This window comes from Methylophaga sp., from assembly GCF_030651745.1.
On the sequence record NZ_JAUSCC010000010.1, the window covers coordinates 1 to 19,700 of the forward strand.

Consider the following 19,700-nt stretch of genomic DNA (forward strand, 5'->3'; position numbering starts at 1 on the left):
TCGTGATTATGATTTTCAACCCTGGGAAAGCAAATTTCAGATCAGTTTAAAACTACCGGTGGTTCGTGGATTGTTTGATGGTCGTGCAGATGCGTTTATTGCCTACACCAACCGTTCTTTCTGGCAAATGTTTAACAGTGACAGCTCAGCGGCTTTTCGTGATTCCAATCATGAACCGGAAGCCTGGCTATCTTTTGCTAACGATACTGAATTGTTCGGTTTTAAAAACTCATTAATTAATGTTGGTATCAATCATCAATCTAATGGCCAAAGTGGTGAACTTTCACGTAGCTGGAATCGCGTGTTTGCCGAGTTTGTCGTGGAAAAAGGTGATTTCTATTTCTCCGCCCGTCCTTGGTATCGGGTTCCTGAACGCAGTAGTTCTGATGACAACCCGGATATCGAAAAATATCTGGGCAACTTCGATTTCACCTCGGTATATAAATATGGCGATCACAGTTTCGACTTGATGATTCGCAATAACCTGCGTGGCGATAACAAAGGTGCAACTCAGCTGGGTTGGAGTTTTCCTCTGTATAAAAACTTCAGAGGTTATGTGCAATGGTTTAATGGCTATGGCGAAAGTTTGATCGATTACGATCACCGCACCAATAGCGTTGGTTTTGGTATCCAATTCAGCGACTGGCTATAAACAATCTGGGTAGTTGTTGATATTTATTGCCTGGCAACGTAAAATGCTCGGCTTCGTGGCTACATAGCTCAGTTGGTTAGAGCACATCACTCATAATGATGGGGTCCCTAGTTCGAATCTAGGTGTAGCCACCACTCTTCTTTTAACAAGTCCAGACAATCACATAGTTTGGGCTTGTGCCACAAAGTTATCCTCCCAGCCAGATTGGTTTTGATACAGACGGGCTAAAAATCTCATTGTTTTAGCTGGTAACATTGCCACTGGGGCGTTGCGTTATTTCACTATGGCGTCTGTCAGGTATCGGAATCTCATCAAGAAATTCGATGGAGCGGACCGGCATAGCAAAGCGAATTTCCCGATTATCCAGCTCTTCCAGCAAGGCAAAATTAATTTGTTGCTGGATATCCATATAGATGGTGTAGTCAGAACTGAGCACAAAATAGACTATCTCGAATCGCATTGAATAATCGTCAAACTTAAACAGATGCGCCCGATCAAAACGGGTTTTCTCTATAGACTCGATTATTTCTTTGATTAACTCCGGTATCTGCCGAGCTTTGGCAACAGGTGTGCGAAATGAGATGGACAGAAAAAACACCACTCGCCGTTGATCCATACGTTTAAAGTTGTGAATGGTTTGCTGAAGCAGGTTGGTATTGCCACAGACGATCTGTTCACCACTCAAGCTTCGAATTCGGGTGGTTTTCAAACCAATGTATTCAATGGTGCCGGCAACATCATTAAACACCACAAAGTCACCGGTTTTAAATGGCTTATCCACGCCGATAGAGGCTGAGGCAAATAGATCCCCTAGCAAGGTCTGTAAGGCTAACGCTATGGCGATACCGCCTATCCCAAGACTGGCGACTAATGCTGTGATGTTCACGCCTAAATTTGCCAATATTGACAGCAATACTACTGCCCAGAGACTGGTACGAATTAGCAGTGAAACGATAGTGACCGTTAATTGATTTTCTCGGTCGACCTTTTGCTCGATTGTATCTGCTTTCCAAAGTGCAATGGCTGCATCAACCCAGAGACCAACTTGCAGAGCCAATACCAGAAACCATATATGACTGACCCGTGAATCCCATTCCGGACCAAGTTCCACTATGGCGAGACCGATTTGCAAGGCCATTGCTGCTATTAATAATCGACTGGTATGTTTGAAAACTTCTGATCCGTAACGCGCCAATCGTCTTTTGGAGCTTGCCAACCAGTGGATGCTCCGGGTAATAAAGAAACTCATCACCATACGAAGAATGATGTAGCTGATTACGGCAATTCCCAGTACGAGCATGAGATTCAGAACAATAGGTTGAGTGATCCATGCTTTCCATCCTGTGAATGAAGTCCAGTCGAACATAGCTTCCTCCTGTCTTTTGCAATAGTCAGGGCTTACGACGTTGAATAACTACAGAAAACAACAATAGCTGGTTAGCCCAGTGGCGGTGGTTTGAGATCGAGAGAGAAATGGTTTTGTAACTACCTGCTGAAACCAAAGGCGTACAAATTTTGAACATGGTTATAAATAAGCTAACGGATGAGCATCAATGACGCAAGTTTGTAGCTGGTTTGATTCTGTCTAATCAATGAACATTTAGGGTCATTAAAATTGTTTTTTTAATTGAGATAAGTGATGTTATGTGATTCTTTCCTAAAGAAAATAAGGAATGCATCCTGACTTTTGTTGATGCAGAAACTTTGATTCGCAGGCCGAGTCAGGACTTAGTTATCAATTCAACTTTGCTTCAGGAGTGATCTTATGCCCGTCAACCTTTCTTCAACCGGGGTGCTTATTGTTACTGCAGGGCTATTGGCTACGTGTCTCAGCTCAGTTGTCATGGCAGAAGCAAATGATGCCAGTAACTACGTTGAGTTCTATCAGGAGGGCGATGAGGATTGTGAAAAGAAAGGCGGGTTTAGAGTCTTTGTCAAAAATCTGCATAAAACTCAAATCATAGATTTACAGCTGGATCGTTATTTTTTTGATGTAAGACAAGCAGGACGTTCCATGTTTCCGCTTAAACCTGAAAGCTCACAGGCTCTTGGCTGCAGTAGGGTGTTTGATGCAGAACAACGTTGGGAATTGATTGCCGCCAGCTTTATCAGTGAATCGGCTGTAAAAGAGCGTTATGGTGATTTTGAATAAGCGTTCATATTTATCAGGCAGCAGCAATTTAGGCTTCAAGATTCTATGCGGGATCAGCTTGTGACGATCTGATATATCAGCTTAAAGCGCTGGCAATGTGTCACCACCGGAGTTATTAGCCATGCAGGATATTATCCAAGGTTTAATGGTTTGGGCGGTGACATTAACCGGATATGAACAACCAGCAGAACCGCCAACTATCGAGGCGGTTAGCCATCAGCAGCTGGTCAAAATCTTATGTGACGATCAATTCTGTACGGCAGTCGCTTATTACGATACGGAGAGTCAAACTATTTATCACGATGAGCGAATGCAATTAGATCGGGATCATAGTGCCAGAGGCTTTATTGTTCACGAAATGGTGCATTATCTGCAGGATTTGAATGGTGAGCTTGTGCCAGCTGAAATGACTTGTGAACAACGTATTGAAAAAGAGCAGGAAGCCTATCGGGTTCAGCGACGTTTTTTGCGAGAACATCGACAACCCACCTTTCAGATGGATTTGGCTGTCTCTATGTTAGCCAATGTTTGTAAAAATGCTCAAGCCATCGAATAAAGCTGAGGCTCTGAAAGATAAATAGACCCTAGTGAATCGGCAGATCAATATAATCATCCTTAAGATCAACTGCCTCGATCAGAACACTGCTGACAGAAGTGGGATTTTCAATCTCAGCAGGGTTATCACACACGCTGTGGTAATGCTCTACCGTGAATTCATCGGGAGTATTTTTATCATAAAGGATACGGAAGGTATTATGTTCACTATACTCGCTGAGTGCTGCACAGCTTTCTTCAACAAGAGAAAATCTGCCTAGTAAAGTTGTTGATTCCGCAGCGAGCGATATCAGAGTTAAAGAGGTTTCATTACTACCTCCCATACCAAAACCGCCTATCAGAGCTAATTCATCCAGCCCATCCTGATTAATATCCGCCACTGAATATAAATGATACCTGCCACCGGCAAACACAATATTACGAATCAGCTGATCATTTTCGATGATAGCGAGCCCCATATTGCTGCAACAGCGTGGCCACAAACTGAGTAAATACAACACGGCTGTTTGTTTATTTTCCGGCCGGGTGAAGTTTCCTTCAGTGCTACCCATGATCTGGAAATTATCTTCGTAAACTTTATTCTGTTCGAGCCAGTATCGTTTAGCTTGGTCGGAAGCCTGCAAAATGACGGGATGTGTTGACCAGCTACTTTGATCGATGATTTCCAATGACTGGCGGCCATCAGCGATTACATAAAATGCATCTGTTTGTTCGGCCTGGCTAATATAGGGGAGACAGAGCAAGACCAAGATTAAATAATTTTTCATTACCCTGCCTCCCATATACACGGCCTAAGTTATCACCGCCAGTAAAGTTTACTCCGGTTTTTTTTCATCAATATCAATATTATCAATGCTGAAAGTTGGTTCTTTGCGTGCTGTACTTTTGGGCTTTTCAGCAGCTTTTTCAGAAGTAATAACAATCGGTTCTTTTCGCTCGGTTTTAGTGTCCTGCACAATCATTGGCGCTTCATCCATCACCACCGGATCTTTGCGATTAACATTATTCTGTCTCGCTGCTTCCAGACCGGTTTTCATGCCTTTAGGCAGCTCATCGAAGAATAGAGGATCCAAACGGCCGTTGATATAACTTAACGGCTGAGTGAGTTTTTGTTGCTGACAGTAACGAATCACACCGATAAGCACTTGTCTGATAGCTTCAATATCTTCCAGATCATCTTCAGTAAAATAAGCTGCCATAAAGCTAAAACGGTTATCGATGGCAAATGGCAGGATTTGACGCCATAAACTATAAAGATCTTCGACTTTAATTAAGTCGCTTGAAACTGCTCGATCCAGTCGACGGAACCAGAACAGAATTTCATCCATAACACTGGCAGTCAGTAAATCATCTTGATCGCTGATCACGATCATACGATCGCCCATATGCCAGGAAGTTTGAATATTTTGAGGTGCATGCCAGCGTATTTCAGCAGTGAGTGCCAGAGAAAACTCATACACCACTTTGGCATCAAAAGTAGATCGGTTGGTCACCCAGACCGCCGGTTTAGTATCAATAGCCAGAAATTGGCTTTCCAGCTCTTGTAGGAGCTGTTGCCGCTGTAAATCTTTGTTGCCTGCTGAAGCGGGATTGGCTCGTCGTTTAACCATCCACAACACAAATAAACCGATCAGCAGTAATCCCGAGAGGGTAAGCAGTACGGTTGAAAAATATAACGCCAGGTCTGATGATAATTGTGCCAGCTGTTCCGCTGACAATGCTGCAGATTCATCTGAACTCACAACGTTATTAATAATATCTTCAATGCGTTTTTGAAAAAAACCAATTGCCATAAATAGCCTTATACATGTGTCGATGAACGAAGAAAGCTCGTTGGGGAAGATCAGCAGACAAGCTATTGTCCGCTAATTCTCCCAAAGAAAATTTTTTTATGTCATATATTCTAAACTGCTGATATAAAAGCCGTAAAAATCTATTTTGTTAGGAAGTTTGTTTAGTTAAAAAAGGAGAGAGATTATGAGCATGGTACAAGAATTTAAGAAATTTGCGATGCGCGGTAATGTCGTGGACATGGCAGTCGGTATCATTATTGGCGCCGCATTTGGCAAAATAGTTTCATCGTTTGTATCGGATGTGATTATGCCGCCGTTGGGTATATTACTGGGTGGGGTGGATTTCAAGGATCTTGCGATTGTGCTTAAAGAAGCGGTGGGTGATACACCTGCGGTTGTCATTGCTTATGGACAGTTTATTCAAACAATTGTCGACTTTGTGATTATTGCTTTTGCTATTTTTATGGCAGTCAAAGTTATGAATAGGTTGAAAGCGAAAGAAGAAGCAGTACCTGAAGCACCGCCGGCACCGACCAAAGAAGAAATCCTGTTAACTGAAATTCGTGATTTGCTCAAACAAAAGTAAGGCTTTGATCAACAAACCGGATGTCTTTTGATATCCGGTTTGCAATAGCCTCAAAAATTAAGAAGCCTGAATACAATACCACTTTGATGAATGACTGCCGGTTTATCAGCAGTAGGTATAGTTTCAGCGGCAAAGATCACCCATGACCTTACCTTTTGTTTAAGGGCTATTTATTATGATGGTGATGCCAGGAGCTGCTGTATTTCTGCATATAATTGCTGCAAATCTTTAATGCCTTTTCTGGCTAATACGATTTCATTTTCTTCAAATTGATTACGCAGACTGGCTGCCGCATGGAACAACTCGTAATAAGCCAATTTGAGACGATCCAGCCACATCTGATTAAACAATTCTTCCTGTTTGCCTTGCTCCAGCCAATGGGTGAAGTGACTGCGTTTGGGATTCATTAACGGCCAGTTGCTGATTTGAGCCGGGCTGCTCTGCAGATTATCAATGACCTGCTGCACCCATTGTTCTCCCTGCATTTCCATCAATGTCAGCAAACGTTGTTGTGGTGATAATGAATTACGGGCATGGTTTAACCAGCGAGCTTCTGGTTGATAGTTCTGCATCCATTGAGTTAATTTCTCAGCAGACATGGGCTGTGCAATGATGAAGCCTTGTGCCATATCACAGCCGATGGTCATCAGCATTAAACCATGCTCTACACTCTCAACGCCTTCTGCAATAACCTGGTGTTGAAAAGCATGACTGAGGCCAATAACACCCTCGACAATCGTAAAGTCATTTGGATCGTCCATAATATCGCGGACAAAACTCTGATCGATTTTAATAACATCGACCGGCAAATGACGCAAATGGCTTAACGAAGAATAACCGGTACCAAAATCATCCAGCGCGATTCGAACCCCAAGGCCATCTCGACAGGTGCCGATAATGGCCGATATACGATGAATATCGGTTAAGACACTGCTTTCAAGCACTTCCAGCTGTAAATATTCAGCTGGTAAATCCGGGTATTTCGCTAGCAGTCTTTCGAGATTGTCAAAAAAGCCAGACGATTGCAGATGATGAGCAGAAATATTAACGCTGATTTCAATCATTCGTCCTTGTTGATGAAAGCTCTGTAATTGTTTCAATGTTTGGTCGATAACCCAGTTACCGATACGAATTTCCAGATCGGTACCTGCTAATGAATTCAGAAACGTTGCGGGTTCCAGAATGCCGTGCTCTGGATGATCCCAGCGAAGCAGGGCCTCAGCACCATAAATACGGCCATTACGCATATTGATTTTAGGCTGGTAATACAGACAAAACTCATTATTGGTAAAGGCCAGATGCAGGTTATTTAATTGAGTGCGTTGCAGTAATATTTGTTTGTCATGAACCGCATCAAATATGGAGTAACAATTGCGACCGTTTTGTTTGGCCTGATACATTGCCTGATCAGCATGACGTAATAACGTATCAGCATCAGCCTGATCCAGTGGGTAAAGTGTGACCCCCATGCTGGCACCTAATTGAATGGTATCGCCATCAACTCGGTAAGGCAGTTGAATAGTGCGTAATAGTCTGCTGACTAAACGCTCACAATGTTCTATGGAGCTGATGTCATTCAGCAAAATGGCAAATTCATCTCCGCCCAATCTTGAAGCCGTATCGTCCAGTCGAATACAGGCTTTGATGCGTTGAGCTACTTCAATTAATACTTGGTCACCTATTTCATGGCCATAGTTGTCATTGATTGGCTTAAACCCATCCAGATCGAGAAACACAACACCTAAAAGACTATGTTGACGAATACTGTGGGCAATGGCCTGCTGAAACCGGTCAGCAAATAAGCTACGATTCGGCAGCTGAGTCAGCAAGTCAAAATGCGCCATCATTTCCAGGGCATGCTGCTGCTCTTTGATCTCCGTAATATCCGAAAATAATCCCAGATAATGCAGGGTGTCGCCCTGGTCATCTGTTAAGGTTGATATCGTCAATAACTCGGCGATTAACTCGCCATTTTTGCGTCGGTTCCAGATCTCTCCCTGCCAGTAGCCTTTCTCAATCAGGCTCTGCCAGAGTTCTTGGTAAAACGTTTCACTGTGTTTACCTGATTTAAACAAGGAAGGTTGTTGATTAACCATCTCTTCACGAGTGTAGCCGGTGATGTTACAAAATGCCGGGTTTACATCGACAATTCGACCATCCGGATTGGTAATCAGAATGCCCTCATGCGCTTGATGAAATACCCGACCAGAGAGTTTTAATTGTTCCTCGGCAAGCTTGCGTTCACTGATGTCATAAAAAATAGTGATAAACACATTGGCGTTACCTTCTTTAATGACTGTGCTTGAAATCAAGACTTGTTTGGCTTGTTGTTGATGCGTCAGAATTTTTACTTCTACTGGTTCACCACGATAAGGAAGCGGCTGTTGTAACGCTTCAGCCACAAAGTCATCCCATATCTTTTTGATCTTCAGGCGATAATGCGGATCAGGGTAGGCAAGCTCAAACCATACATCGAGGTTTGGCACTTTAGTTTCATTGAACCCAAAGCTGTCCACAAATGCCTGATTCATATAATGAATTTTATGTTTGCCATCAGAGATTACATGGGGGATTGGAGAGGCATTTACGATGTTGCGTAGTTTAGACTCGTTACGGGCTAACACCTCACCGGATTGCTTGAGACGGAAGATCCACACCGCAAAAGCCAAAATAATGGCAATGATGGACAATGTAATGTTGATAATCGTTGTCCTGGAGATGTCATGGTTGATTGTCAGCCCCATCCAGTTTTGTTCAATACGTTGTCTTTCTTCTGCGCTGAGGGTGTTTAAAACCTTATTAATGATTGATTGCAGTTCCGGGTGTGCCGGATTAACGCCCATGCGATAGGCATTGTATTGGCGGGTTTGTCCGGAAAATTGCAGATTAATCAGATTGGCCTGTTTGATAGCATAATTGGCATAGGCGGCATCGCCGACATAGGCATCGGCTTCACCTGTCGCGACTTTTTTTAACGCTTCAATGGTTGTTTCGGTTAGCAGCAACGATATTTCAGGGTAGTTCTGTGCCAGACTTTCCTGAACATGGTAGTTCTTTTCCACGGCTACCGTTTTGCCCTTCAAATTATCCAGGCTGCCGATGTAACCAAACCGGTTAGCATTAACGATAACGACGGGATTGGTGATGTAGGGCTGGCTGAATAACAGATATTCGGAACGTTGCTGGCTCATATTCAGACATGACAGCATATCCAGCTCACCACGCTGCGCCATGGCAATGATTTCATGCCAGGGTTTGTCAGCGATGATCTCAAACTCTACTCCTAACTTTGCCTGTAATAACTGGATATATTCTGCCGCCAGACCTTGATAATGACCGGCATCGCTTATCCATTCATATGGTGCAAAATCACGATCAATACCGAGTTTGATAACCGGATTTTCATCCAGCCAGGCTTGTTCTTCCGGTGTCAGCCTTAAAGCGGCGTTAGACTGATAAATAAAAGCTTCTAATTGAGAATCAGATAATGCCGGTGCAATATTTAAACGTTCGTACAATTGAGCACTGCGGCGTAAACGTGCAGGATCCAGCTGTCCTAAAGGGATTAGGTCGGGCAAAATCAGTTTGTGGATTTCACGTGCTTCATGTTGCAGTTGTAGGCGATCGGCCTGGCTGCCATATTGATTGATAATCAAATCAATTATTTTATCGGGATTATCCAGAGCATAACGCCAGCCTTTTAATGTTGCACGTCGAAAACGATCGGCTCGACCAGGATGGTTTCGCAGTTCCCGGTCACCGGTAAATAAAATGTCGCCGTAAAAATCAAAACCATAGTTTTGCGGGTTTATAATATTGACCGCCACGCCTTGCTCAGCCAAGGTGAACAGTTGATTGGTTCGATAAATTGACATCACATCAACTCGATCATTAATCAAACTATCAAGTTGTTGGTCCTGGGCGATGAGCTGGTAGTCATTTGATGAAATGCCGGCATCTGCAAACATGGCAAGAAACACAGCATCATTTCCCGCGGAATCATCAAACATAAGCCGTTTGCCAATCATTTCGTAGGGACTGATGATCCCCGACTGGGCTTTGCTGACCAATATTAATGCATCATGCTGAAACACAGCGGCTAAGGCCCTGATAGGGCTGCCACGAGCATATTCGGCTAATAAACCAATACCACCAACGCCATAATCTGCACGGCCGCTGGTGACTTCGTCTAATACATTAATACCTGGATGACGTTCGCTGAGGGTGACCTGTAGGCCTTCCTGCTGATAATAACCCTGATCAATAGCCGCATAAAAACCGGCAAACTGAAACTGATGTCGCCATTTTAGTTGCACGGTTACTGATTCTGTCGATGCCGTATTTGCTTGGATAGAAAAGCTGCTGACAAGCAGAATAAACAATAACGGTATAGTAAGTTTGTAGAGGCTGACGTGCATGGGATTCGTCTTAGAAAAGCTTGCCGATAATAGCAAGAAATTCAATTCCTTGACGAATTAATCCACTGATAAAGCACGGATGGGTTTGATTTTAATCATGTTTAGTAAATCAACCACTGAGTTTGCCTGGCGGTACTTTTCTCTGTTTTTGTTGAAAAGAGAGCATATTCTCTGGCAAATACGCTAAAAACAAAAAGATCAGCGCCAACGCGGCAGGGATAAAACTTAAATCTGTTTGCCGGATATGCCGTTGTGAGAAGTCATCATGGGTTATTGCCTCATACAATCCATTAGTACTTTGTAAATGGTGGTAATGGAGTTTTGCCGGCTCCGCCAAGGATTTCAAATAGTCTTCTTTGACGTTGGAAAGATGCTCACTACCTGCACGAGACTGATTTCCCCATGGTGCGTTTCTTGGCACATAACCCTCAATTTGACTTGGGTCTTCCGGTAAGCCGAAGGTTGTGCCTTGAGGAACATCCTCAGCGGTGTAAAAACCAATCTGCATGCCTTCTTCATCATATTTCGGGATCCGACTTAAAGCATGATCTCCAGTACCAATAATGACACCTTTGATTGGATTGCGACTTTCATTGGAAAACTGAATCTCTGCCAGATCCGGTGCATAGCGGGCATTTATTGGCGGAGCTTCCTGACCATCAGTAAAAAACACCAATGTGGCCTCACTGAGTTCTACTGTGTGCATTAATTCAAGTGTATTGGCCAAGGCTTGAATGATATTACTGTCAGCCACCCAGGCCATTCGCCAATCGATTCTCCTGATACTTTCACGTATTTCTGGATAGTCTGAACAGACTTCCATCGGGGTAAAAAACAGCGTCGGCATACGCTCGGTAAACACACCTAACCCGACCCGTGACCCGCAGGGCAGCTTTTGTATGGCAATCAAGGCATCTGATTTAACTTTTTCCAGTCGGCTTATCGGATCACCGTTGTTGTCCTGATAATCCTGAACATTCATGCTGCGGGTAATATCCACCATAAAAAAATAATCATATTTTTTACTGGGAAAAGGCAGATTGGGCATCACTACCGCAATCAGCAACAGGAATGCCGAACTAATAAGTAACCAGGCAGATTTCATCAAACAAATACCTCAGGGCAGACCAATTGGAAAGCCGGGCATAGCAGACCATAGTTCTGTGCTGGCATCTTGCGACTCTTCGCTGATAGTGACATCACCTAATGGCAAATCACGGGATAAGCGTTGGGCCGCTTCAAAATTGTATTTTGCTTCCCAGAATGCAGGCTGAATTTTCAATGCCGATCGGTAAAAATCTTTTGCCACATCGGCCATTGCTACTGCACGGTCGACGTACAGATTCTCTGCTAAATCAATTGCTTGAGATAAATACAGGTTGCCGAGGTTATAGTGGATTTGCAGCAGTTGTTGCTGGTTTGCCAGGCGTTCCGTGGCACTATAGGTTTCTAAGGCTTCATCAAATAAATTTAATCTGCGCTGCAGGTGAGCATAAGCAATTCTGACTTCAGGGGATTGCATATCCAAAGTCTTCGTATCCACCATTTCACCTTGATTGAGCAGGGTGATTTGCTGGTTTATCAGCTGTTGCTGCTTTAATGTGTAGAGGCTGTAAACCAATCCGCCAATAACCAATATCGTAAGCAAGCTAATCAGATAAATAAGTTTGTTTCGGTTTAAATAGATCATTTTGCCTCCAGCGCTTTGATGCCTACTAAAATCAGAACAGCAAACAGGGCGCTCAAAAAACATAAACGCGTTAAATCATTGCGGGGAATCAGTTCGTTATAGACCAGCGGCAAGCTTTCCAAGTCATCTAATTGATCGATAGCAGCTTCCAGCGATTCAGGGGTATCCACTTCATACGCGTGATAGGGAATAGGTAAGGTACGAAAAAACTGATCCAGATAGCGTTCTGGCATCACCCTAGGGTTGTCATCACGCGGAGTTTCCGGTTCAGAGGTAATACCTAAACCGTTTTCGGTACGTAGAAAAAACCAATATAAACTGACTTGATAACGTTCAAACCATTCACGGAGTACCCGCTGTGCACGATGATCCAATGTGGCCGCGCCATCTGATACCAGTACGATGACCCGTGACCCGGTATGCGGTTGATCTTGGAAGTAACTGAGCCCCATACCCAAGCCTTTGGCAACATTGGTAAAGGCCAGTCCAGGACTGGTCAAACTGTTAATCGCAGCTTGAGTAGCTGATTTGTGTTCAGTTAATGGGCTGATAAAAAATGGTTGAGTACTGAATCCCACAACACCGAATAAATCATGAGGACGTTCGTCAACAAAGTTGGATAACAAACGGCGAGCTACCTGACTTTTAGCTGGAGTGTCCTGATCAGGGACTTTGCCGCCGAAGGTTTCATTCATACTGCCACTGCGATCCAAAACAAACACAATATGGGCACCGGTACCGGTGCGTGTAAAGGTTTTTTCTGATTGGTACATTCCGGCCAAACCTAACGCAATGCTGGTAAAGGCCACTACGCCTAATAATTTGATCACACGATTAACCCAGCGGGTGACATCTGAGGTGGGAATTAAACGATTCCAGCTTGCCAGCCGCTTGCGGAAGATTCCACCTAAAAGTGGCAATACAGCTAATAACAGTAAAATCAGTGCCCAGGACTGGGCAAATGCGATGTTCATGTTTTTTTCAGAGCCAGTTTTTCTGCGCCGGCTAATTGTTTGCAAAGTCTTAGCAACTGATCGAAGTCCGCTGGCTCACCTTTTTTCTGATCTGAATATAGTGCTTCGGCAGATAACTGATAAAAATCATCAATCTTCTCTCGGTACGCCTCCAATTCAGGATGTTTTACAACAAACTCATCAATTTGATGGGCAAATAACGCCTGTTTTGCTCGACGATTAAATGCCCGGTGAACAGCTTGTAATGCTTGGCTAAAAGCGGATTCATCAGCATGGTATTTACGAAGTTTTTTCACTTCATGGTAGGCCTGTTGAAACGGTGAACGGGTAAATGAAAATAGATAGCCATTCAGACTAAGCCATAAAATTGACAAGACAATCACGCTAAACGCCAATATCCATATCTGCTGCTTCAAACCTGCAGTTGAGATAGTTGTGGGACGCAAATCCGCTTTCATAAAGGCCTTTTGGGTTGAGTCACTGGCCACACCACGCGGTACAATTTCCTTAATCGGGGACATGGTAAATCCCCAGGCAGGAATGGTGATTTGATGCGCATTATCATCAGCAGTAAATCGTACTGCTAATGGCGGAATGGTTAATGCTCTGACATCAAGAGGGGCGTAGAAGGTTTGAAAGGTGAAATGTAAACGATACCGACGTAGTTGATTGTTTTCAGCGATTAATTCGTAATCACTGTTGAGTAATTCCAGCCAGTAATCCAAATCGCCATTAGGCGGTAAGGAGGCAGGGGTCAAATTATAGTTGGCAGGTACTTGAATAACATAATAGTGGTCAATGATGTCACCGACCACAATACCGAAGTCCCGCCCTAATGATTGTTCGACGATGCCGATACGCGATTGATCGGCACTAATCGGGCTGGCAAAAACGACCAATAACAGCATAACAATGATATTCATGCCTATTGATAAACCTGATTTAATGACCATGAAAATATTCACTCAAATTTTGTGCTGAAAAATGGTCAATCATCCAAAAAGCTCTACTGTTATAGCGTTGAAAAAGTTTGTTTAAAAAGAGCTTGCGATCAGCAAATGTCGATTCAATAAGTTTTTTTTGCTTTGGGGTAACGAAAATCAAACGGTTTTCGCCGGTTTCAGCATCCCGTAGTTGTACAAAACGCCATAACGGAAAATTTTCATACTCAACCGAACGCCAGATAACTATCGGAACCAGATAATGGCCTGACAATGTGTTGAAAACCTGATGCAGTTTTTCGTTGCTCCAATGAAAATCGGAGAGTAAAAATATTAATGAGCGGCGTACCGGTAATAGCCGTTCGATATCGGCAAAAGCTTTTGCCGTATTGGGTTGTAAGTCGTTTTCTGTAGCAGAAAAATGCTGTGTTAACGTTTCCGAATCTGTTACAGAGAGAATGGAATCACTGAATAAATAGCTTTGATACTGGTCATTTCGGGCAGCAACTGAACAGGCAATACTGGTTTCACTCAGACTTAGCAGATCGGCTTTTCCAGCAACGTTCATTGAGTCAGAACCATCAATGAAAGTGAGCACATCAAGTTTGCTGCGTTGGCGGAAAGTTTTGACATAAATGGATTCAAACGGATCGGTTACGCTGCTGGCCAGATCAATCCGAGCAGGATTAGGATCGGCTAAAAAAGCTGATTTTTTGTAAAAATCACTGCCTGGTCCCTGACGTTTGCTTTTATGTTCACTTTCCCGCAATGCATTAAGCAAAAATGGGGTTTTATAATCAAAGATTAAGTGTTGAATATCACGTTGAATCATGGAGATGGAATAGTATTCAGTACACCACTTATCAGCTCTTCGATAATGGCTTCACCGTTATAGTTGTATACAGGATTGATAAAAATACGATGTTTGCTGATAGCACGTATAACGGCATGAAAATCTTCGGGAGTTACATTGTTGCGTTGTTTCAGCCAGGCATGTGCTCTGGCACTACGAGCTAAATAACTTATGCCGCGCGGCCCCATACCGCCTAATACTAATTTTTCAGTATCGATATCACTTATCTGAATGTCGTAATCCTGTGGTCGGCGAAGCGCCTGACACAGGTGATAAGCATAATCCTGAACGGCATCGCTGGCATGGATCTGCGATTGAATTGCCATAGCAATATCATTTAATTGATTAAACGGTAAAACTGCTTTATCAGCACTATCCACCAATTTATCAGCATCGTAATAGCGGGTATTGAACATCAGTTCTTTGAGTTGAGCTTCTGCTTTGGGTTGTTTTATATGCAGTTCCATCATAAAACGATCGCGAGCAGCGGCGGGTAACTCAAAGGTTTCATCTTTTTCAATCCGGTTTCGATCAGCAAAGACTTGCAGATGCGGAAAATGAAACGTTTTGTTAAAAGCAGTGACACTGCGTTCTGCCATCACGCGAAGCAATAGAGAATGCACTTGAGGTCTGGCACGGTTTATTTCGTTAAAGAAAAAGATGGATAAATCTTCACCATGTTTCAGTAACGGACCTTCACTTACCGCGGGTTTACCATCACTGGAAATATGCGTGTAATACACCAAATCATGAGGCATTAAATCTATGGTGCCCTCAATACGCTCAAAATCTCCACCCAGGCTCTCGGCTGCTGCTCTTAACAAGGTGGTTTTACCTACGCCCACATCACCTTCAAGCAGAATATGACCCCGACAGAATATTGCTAACACCATCAGTTCAATGATGTCTTCCTGTCCTAAAATGGTCTGATTAATATTGTTTTGTAGAGTGACGGCTTGTTGATGCCAATCGTTTAGATAGTTATCAGAATGTTTAGCAGCGTTGCTCATGATTTTTTGCCTGGACAGACGGTGGTACGAATTAATAAAAAGAGGCCAGTCGTTACCAACTGGCCTCAGCTTGGGTTTTGGCTTAGTAAGACCACTTACCCGTTTGTTTAAAGTTTTCTACACGCTTAGCATTACGTGCTTCCATCGCTTCCATTGCACTGGTTTGTTTGTCCAGTTCAGTTTGGCTATGTTTAGGATCAAATTTAGATCCTTTGATTTTTGCAGGAAATCCTGGTTTAGCTTCCCAGCATTTGCCTGGCTCTTGGCATTTTGTACCATCGTAAGCCATTGCTGATGACATGCCGAAGGTTAACAAGATTGCTGTCGCGCCAGTTACGGCTAATGTTTTAATTTTCTTCATATTTCTCTCCTTTTGGTTTTTTACAACATAATGTTTGATAGCGTGGTTGCCCTGAGCTGGCTAAGGCCACGCTATCAATCACTAATCTTTAAAATTTGTCTTGAGACACATTTAATTTCATTAATGTGTTTTATTAAAATTGTCTAAAGCTTCTCTGAACTCGGGTGGCATTTCAGCAGGAACCAACTTGGCACGTTCCTCTTCAGGTAACCACAATGCTTTTTCGGGTTCATCCCAATAGACACTGCGAACGTATGCCATAACATGCAGAATCTCATCGATGCTTAGGTTGTTACGTTGCGGTCCCATCATCGCCCGAGCACCGTCATAAATGATTTCAAAGAAACCTTTGTCATAACGACCCGCAGGATATGTCCAATAAGCATCGCCTAAAGCTGGTCCCAACTTGCCTTCAACGTGATGACCATGACAACCTGAACAAGCGGTCATATAAAGGTCTTGGCCGATAGTGATGGCTTCTTCATCCTGATTGTAAAGATTTTCTGCTGTTTCCATAAAATGTTTTACGGCTTCAGTTTCTTCACCTTTTTTACCAAATGAAAAATCAATCACATCACCTGTTGTGGCATTGCGAAATGTGACTTGGGCTTCTGCAGTCATAGGTGTCAAGCTGACGGCAGTAATCATCGATAAACCCAGCAGGCAAGCTGCTTTACTGGTTAAACTTGTTACATTTTTAATCATAGTGTTTAAGTAGTCCTGTTGAATTAAAAGAGACTGCATGACAAAGCATCAAAGCAGTGGAATCCCTTCTTTTTTAAGGATGGCTTCTATCTTTGGTGCTGCAGCTGCCAACCCTTTGTTTATTGCTTCAAGTAAAGCCTTGTCATCTTCACGAACGGCTACAGATTGATCGTAATGTTGAACAATGCCTTCACCGTTTTTAAGCTCGCCAAATTCTGGTGATAAAACCATTTCTAATGGCGTGCTCGAATCACGAACGTATCGAGCCACTTCGGGTGCCCAGAGATGAGCAATATCACCATTACCTGATGTGACTTCGCCGATTAATTTGGTCGGTTCAAGACGAACGTATTTATTACGTGGGGATTTGTAGCCAGATAATGATTTTGTGTAGTTGAAGTTACCTTCAAATTTTCCGACTTCCCGTAACATAACTTCAGAGGGGCTGCCAGGAATTACCACAAAGCGATTGAGTTTTTGAATATCAGGACTATCCCAGTCACTGATTTCAAGATTTTTATCGGCACGGTAAACAAAAACGTAGCCCGATTTATAGTACGGTTTGCTGGTCGCAACGCGTGGGTCATCGCTATCTACACCCATAACCACATCGCATTCTTTTCTTAATAAATGTTCTGTTACCAGAAAAATCGCTGCCTTATCTGACCAGACAAACTCCAGAGGCATATCCATACTTTCTGCGAGAACCTTGGCGATTTCATTTTCAAAACCTTGCTGTTGCGTGTTTGAATAAGGCATTTCATTGCCTGCCGCACAGACTTTCAGTGTTTTTGGTAAAGCGTTGTTTGCTTGAGCTGGGCTCAGCACAGTGAACAGTGAAGCCATAAGCAGGCTGCAATGAGTTAATAATTTTGTGCTGCCCACTTTCTTTTTGGTTTGTATTTTATTGTTAAGCATGTCTTACACTCTCAGAAGTGGCTGGCAACACAATCGTTGTGTTGCCAGCCGGATTGAATACAACGATATAACTCGATATAGCCAAGTTATATTGAGAATCGGTGATTACATTTCGTATTCACCAACGCTCAAGTCGTCGTAAGGTCCTTTACCATCCAGAGCAAAGACCATCAGACCACCACCCATTTGAGTGTTACGTGCCAGTTCTTTGAAGGCACCTACAGCACCCAGACCAGCAGATGGATCGTTCAAGTCAAATACCAGACCAACAGCAGGCCAACCACCTACACCGTAGTTAATAGCAACATATTGAATGCCGTTATTGGTGTAAGTCATTGGATGACCGATAGCGCCTGAAGGAAGTTTGAATTTCCACAGCAGATCACCGTTGTCTGCATCACGAGCTTTGATGAAGCCATCAAGTGTGCCGTAGAATACCAAGCCACCAGCTGTTGCCATGGTGCCACCCCAGATTGAGAATTTTTCCATTTTTTCCCAAGCGAACTCACCAGTAATGGCGTTGTAAGCTTTAACCTGGCCAGAACCAATACCACGTTGACGATCACCTTTAGGTCCAGGGTAACTCCATACGTTTGCACCTACGAAGAACTGACCTGCACGGTAAGGCAGCATGAACGGTTCCCAATCCATACACAGATGGTTCAGACCGAGATAGAATAATTTTCTTTCTGGATCATATGAGTCCATACCTTGGTTGTGGAAACCCATGGCTGAAGGACAAATATCACGTGAACGGTGACCCATTCTGGTGCTGAACTCTGGGTCACGAATTGGCAGACCTGTTTCCAGATCAACTTTTTTCACCCAGTTTGCAGTGTCATCCATTTTGTCTGCAGAAACTAAATCACCTGTTTCACGATCCAGCGTATAGATAATGCCGTTACGATCAGGGTGAGTCAGCAATTTACGCATTTTGCCTTTTTTGTCTTTTTGCTCAGAAAGCATCATGACGTTAACGCCAGCGTAGTCCCATTCATCATGTGGTGTTTTTTGGTAACCGAATTTAGCTAAACCGGTATCCGCATCACGACCCCAGATAGTCATGGTCCATTTGTTGTCGCCTGGACGCATGGTTTCGTTCCAAGGAGCAGGGTTACCTGAACCGTAATAGAACATTTCTAGATCAGGATCGTATGCATACCAGCCCCAGTTAGTACCACCACCAATTTTCCAGGCTTCATCTTCCCAGGTTTTCAGACCCAGATCTTTTTGGCCGTAATGTGGGTTAGCACTGTTGAAATCTTTAGCCAAACCGATTTCATCATCAGGACCAGTTGCATACCAACGCCAGACCATTTCACCAGTGTGGATATCAAATGCAGTAACGTAACCACGCACACCGAGTTCAGCACCAGAAGAACCTTGAATAACCAAGTCTTTAACAACAAATGGTGCTTGTGTTTGAGTTTGACCAACACTGATATCACCATTTTCAACTTGCCAATGAACCGCACCTGTTTCAGCATTCAATGCTACGACATGGCCATCCAATTGGCTTTTCAAGATCATTGCAGGTGTTTTGTCGTCGCCAGGCCAATAAGCCAAACCACGGTTAACCACGTCACAACACGCTACTGCACGAGCAGCAGGATCTTGTTTTGGTTTATGTTCCCAGACGATAGTGCCAGGATCTTTTAAGTTGATTGCAAAGGTATTGTTTGGGAATGGTGAGTGAATGTACATCATGTCACCAATAACCAGAGGAGCACCTTCATGACCACTTAAAACACCTGTGGAGAAAGTCCAAGATGGCGCCAATTTACTGACGTTCTTTTTATTGATTTGTTTTGAAGAACTGTAGTGATCAGCAGAATAGTTTTTACCCTGCATAACCCAGTTAGCTTCATCCTTTTGAAGTTCAACCAGCTTGTCATTGGCGAATGCAACGCCTACTGTCATCATGCCGATGACAGAGCTGACCAATGCAGCTGAACCGGTTTTTGTTAACCGGCTTAGTTTTTTCTCTCTCATATATCCTCCTATTTTAACTGGATGTCAGCTTGCGCTGACCCTGTGTCTCAGCACACATTCGAAAATGCGGCTGTGCACCGGTGATATCATCAGTTTTTAA

At 43.4% G+C, this 19,700-nt stretch carries 18 protein-coding genes and 1 tRNA gene; 5 read left to right on the forward strand and 14 right to left on the reverse strand.

Annotated elements, in window-relative coordinates; genetic code table 11:
- Together Q7V21_RS00410 and Q7V21_RS00415 are read left to right on the forward strand one after the other, a co-directional pair.
- On the forward strand, nucleotides 1–652 hold a 652-nt coding region (locus tag Q7V21_RS00410; protein ID WP_304915401.1), incomplete at its 5' end, for a phospholipase A.
- Between the two features lie 57 nt (nucleotides 653–709).
- Nucleotides 710–786: transfer RNA gene (locus Q7V21_RS00415), tRNA-Met, on the forward strand.
- 107 nt (nucleotides 787–893) lie between these two features.
- Here the strand turns inward: Q7V21_RS00415 and Q7V21_RS00420 are convergent.
- Nucleotides 894–2,018: a mechanosensitive ion channel family protein gene (locus Q7V21_RS00420; RefSeq protein WP_304915402.1), complete on the reverse strand. Its 1,125-nt coding sequence runs from the start codon at nucleotides 2,016–2,018 to the stop codon at nucleotides 894–896.
- Between the two features lie 399 nt (nucleotides 2,019–2,417).
- Between Q7V21_RS00420 and Q7V21_RS00425 the strand changes: the two genes are divergently transcribed.
- A complete protein-coding gene (locus tag Q7V21_RS00425; RefSeq protein WP_304915403.1) occupies nucleotides 2,418–2,804 on the forward strand; it encodes a hypothetical protein in 387 nt (128 codons plus the stop codon).
- Nucleotides 2,805–2,925: 121 nt separating this feature from the next.
- Nucleotides 2,926–3,360 carry a hypothetical protein gene (locus tag Q7V21_RS00430; RefSeq protein ID WP_304915404.1) on the forward strand — a complete coding sequence of 145 codons (435 nt, stop codon included), beginning with the start codon at nucleotides 2,926–2,928 and terminating at the stop codon, nucleotides 3,358–3,360.
- A 28-nt stretch (nucleotides 3,361–3,388) separates the two neighbouring features.
- Here Q7V21_RS00430 and Q7V21_RS00435 read toward each other — a convergent pair whose 3' ends face one another.
- Both Q7V21_RS00435 and Q7V21_RS00440 read right to left on the reverse strand, forming a co-directional pair.
- On the reverse strand, nucleotides 3,389–4,126 hold the full coding sequence (locus Q7V21_RS00435; protein WP_304915405.1) for a hypothetical protein: 738 nt from the start codon (nucleotides 4,124–4,126) through the stop codon (nucleotides 3,389–3,391).
- Between the two features lie 48 nt (nucleotides 4,127–4,174).
- Nucleotides 4,175–5,152 carry a hypothetical protein gene (locus Q7V21_RS00440; RefSeq protein WP_304915406.1) on the reverse strand — a complete coding sequence of 326 codons (978 nt, stop codon included), beginning with the start codon at nucleotides 5,150–5,152 and terminating at the stop codon, nucleotides 4,175–4,177.
- Between the two features lie 184 nt (nucleotides 5,153–5,336).
- Between Q7V21_RS00440 and mscL the strand changes: the two genes are divergently transcribed.
- A complete protein-coding gene (gene mscL, locus Q7V21_RS00445) occupies nucleotides 5,337–5,738 on the forward strand; it encodes a large-conductance mechanosensitive channel protein MscL (protein ID WP_304915407.1) in 402 nt (133 codons plus the stop codon).
- Nucleotides 5,739–5,911: 173 nt separating this feature from the next.
- Here the strand turns inward: mscL and Q7V21_RS00450 are convergent, their stop codons facing one another.
- The 11 genes from Q7V21_RS00450 to Q7V21_RS00500 all read right to left on the reverse strand — a co-directional run bounded on the left by Q7V21_RS00450 (nucleotide 5,912) and on the right by Q7V21_RS00500 (nucleotide 19,600).
- Nucleotides 5,912–10,156 carry an EAL domain-containing protein gene (locus Q7V21_RS00450; RefSeq protein WP_304915408.1) on the reverse strand — a complete coding sequence of 1,415 codons (4,245 nt, stop codon included), beginning with the start codon at nucleotides 10,154–10,156 and terminating at the stop codon, nucleotides 5,912–5,914.
- Between the two features lie 109 nt (nucleotides 10,157–10,265).
- On the reverse strand, nucleotides 10,266–11,261 hold the full coding sequence (locus tag Q7V21_RS00455) for a vWA domain-containing protein (RefSeq protein ID WP_304915409.1): 996 nt from the start codon (nucleotides 11,259–11,261) through the stop codon (nucleotides 10,266–10,268).
- A gap of 12 nt (nucleotides 11,262–11,273) precedes the next feature.
- The gene (locus Q7V21_RS00460; protein WP_304915410.1) at nucleotides 11,274–11,846 is read right to left on the reverse strand and encodes an MxaK protein; all 573 of its coding nucleotides are present in this window, start codon (nucleotides 11,844–11,846) and stop codon (nucleotides 11,274–11,276) included.
- Nucleotides 11,843–12,820, reverse strand: coding sequence for a vWA domain-containing protein (locus Q7V21_RS00465; RefSeq protein ID WP_304915411.1), 978 nt, complete (start codon nucleotides 12,818–12,820; stop codon nucleotides 11,843–11,845). Before Q7V21_RS00465 ends, Q7V21_RS00460 begins: the two co-directional genes overlap by 4 nt.
- Nucleotides 12,817–13,743 carry a hypothetical protein gene (locus tag Q7V21_RS00470; RefSeq protein WP_304915412.1) on the reverse strand — a complete coding sequence of 309 codons (927 nt, stop codon included), beginning with the start codon at nucleotides 13,741–13,743 and terminating at the stop codon, nucleotides 12,817–12,819. The genes Q7V21_RS00465 and Q7V21_RS00470 overlap by 4 nt, the downstream gene beginning before the upstream one ends.
- 19 nt (nucleotides 13,744–13,762) lie before the next feature.
- Nucleotides 13,763–14,593, reverse strand: coding sequence for a hypothetical protein (locus Q7V21_RS00475; protein ID WP_304915413.1), 831 nt, complete (start codon nucleotides 14,591–14,593; stop codon nucleotides 13,763–13,765).
- Nucleotides 14,590–15,624 (reverse strand): MoxR family ATPase, encoded by a 1,035-nt coding sequence (locus Q7V21_RS00480; RefSeq protein ID WP_304915414.1) that lies wholly within the window; start codon nucleotides 15,622–15,624, stop codon nucleotides 14,590–14,592. The genes Q7V21_RS00475 and Q7V21_RS00480 overlap by 4 nt, the downstream gene beginning before the upstream one ends.
- Before the next feature lie 82 nt (nucleotides 15,625–15,706).
- Entirely contained in the window at nucleotides 15,707–15,985 is a 279-nt protein-coding gene (locus tag Q7V21_RS00485; RefSeq protein WP_304915415.1) for a methanol dehydrogenase, read from the reverse strand.
- 120 nt (nucleotides 15,986–16,105) lie between these two features.
- A complete protein-coding gene (gene moxG, locus Q7V21_RS00490; RefSeq protein WP_304915416.1) occupies nucleotides 16,106–16,690 on the reverse strand; it encodes a cytochrome c(L), periplasmic in 585 nt (194 codons plus the stop codon).
- 48 nt (nucleotides 16,691–16,738) lie between these two features.
- Nucleotides 16,739–17,536, reverse strand: a complete 798-nt coding sequence (gene moxJ, locus Q7V21_RS00495; protein ID WP_304915417.1) for a methanol oxidation system protein MoxJ — start codon at nucleotides 17,534–17,536, stop codon at nucleotides 16,739–16,741.
- A gap of 177 nt (nucleotides 17,537–17,713) precedes the next feature.
- A complete protein-coding gene (locus Q7V21_RS00500; protein ID WP_304915418.1) occupies nucleotides 17,714–19,600 on the reverse strand; it encodes a methanol/ethanol family PQQ-dependent dehydrogenase in 1,887 nt (628 codons plus the stop codon).
- Nucleotides 19,601–19,700: the final 100 nt, after the last annotated feature.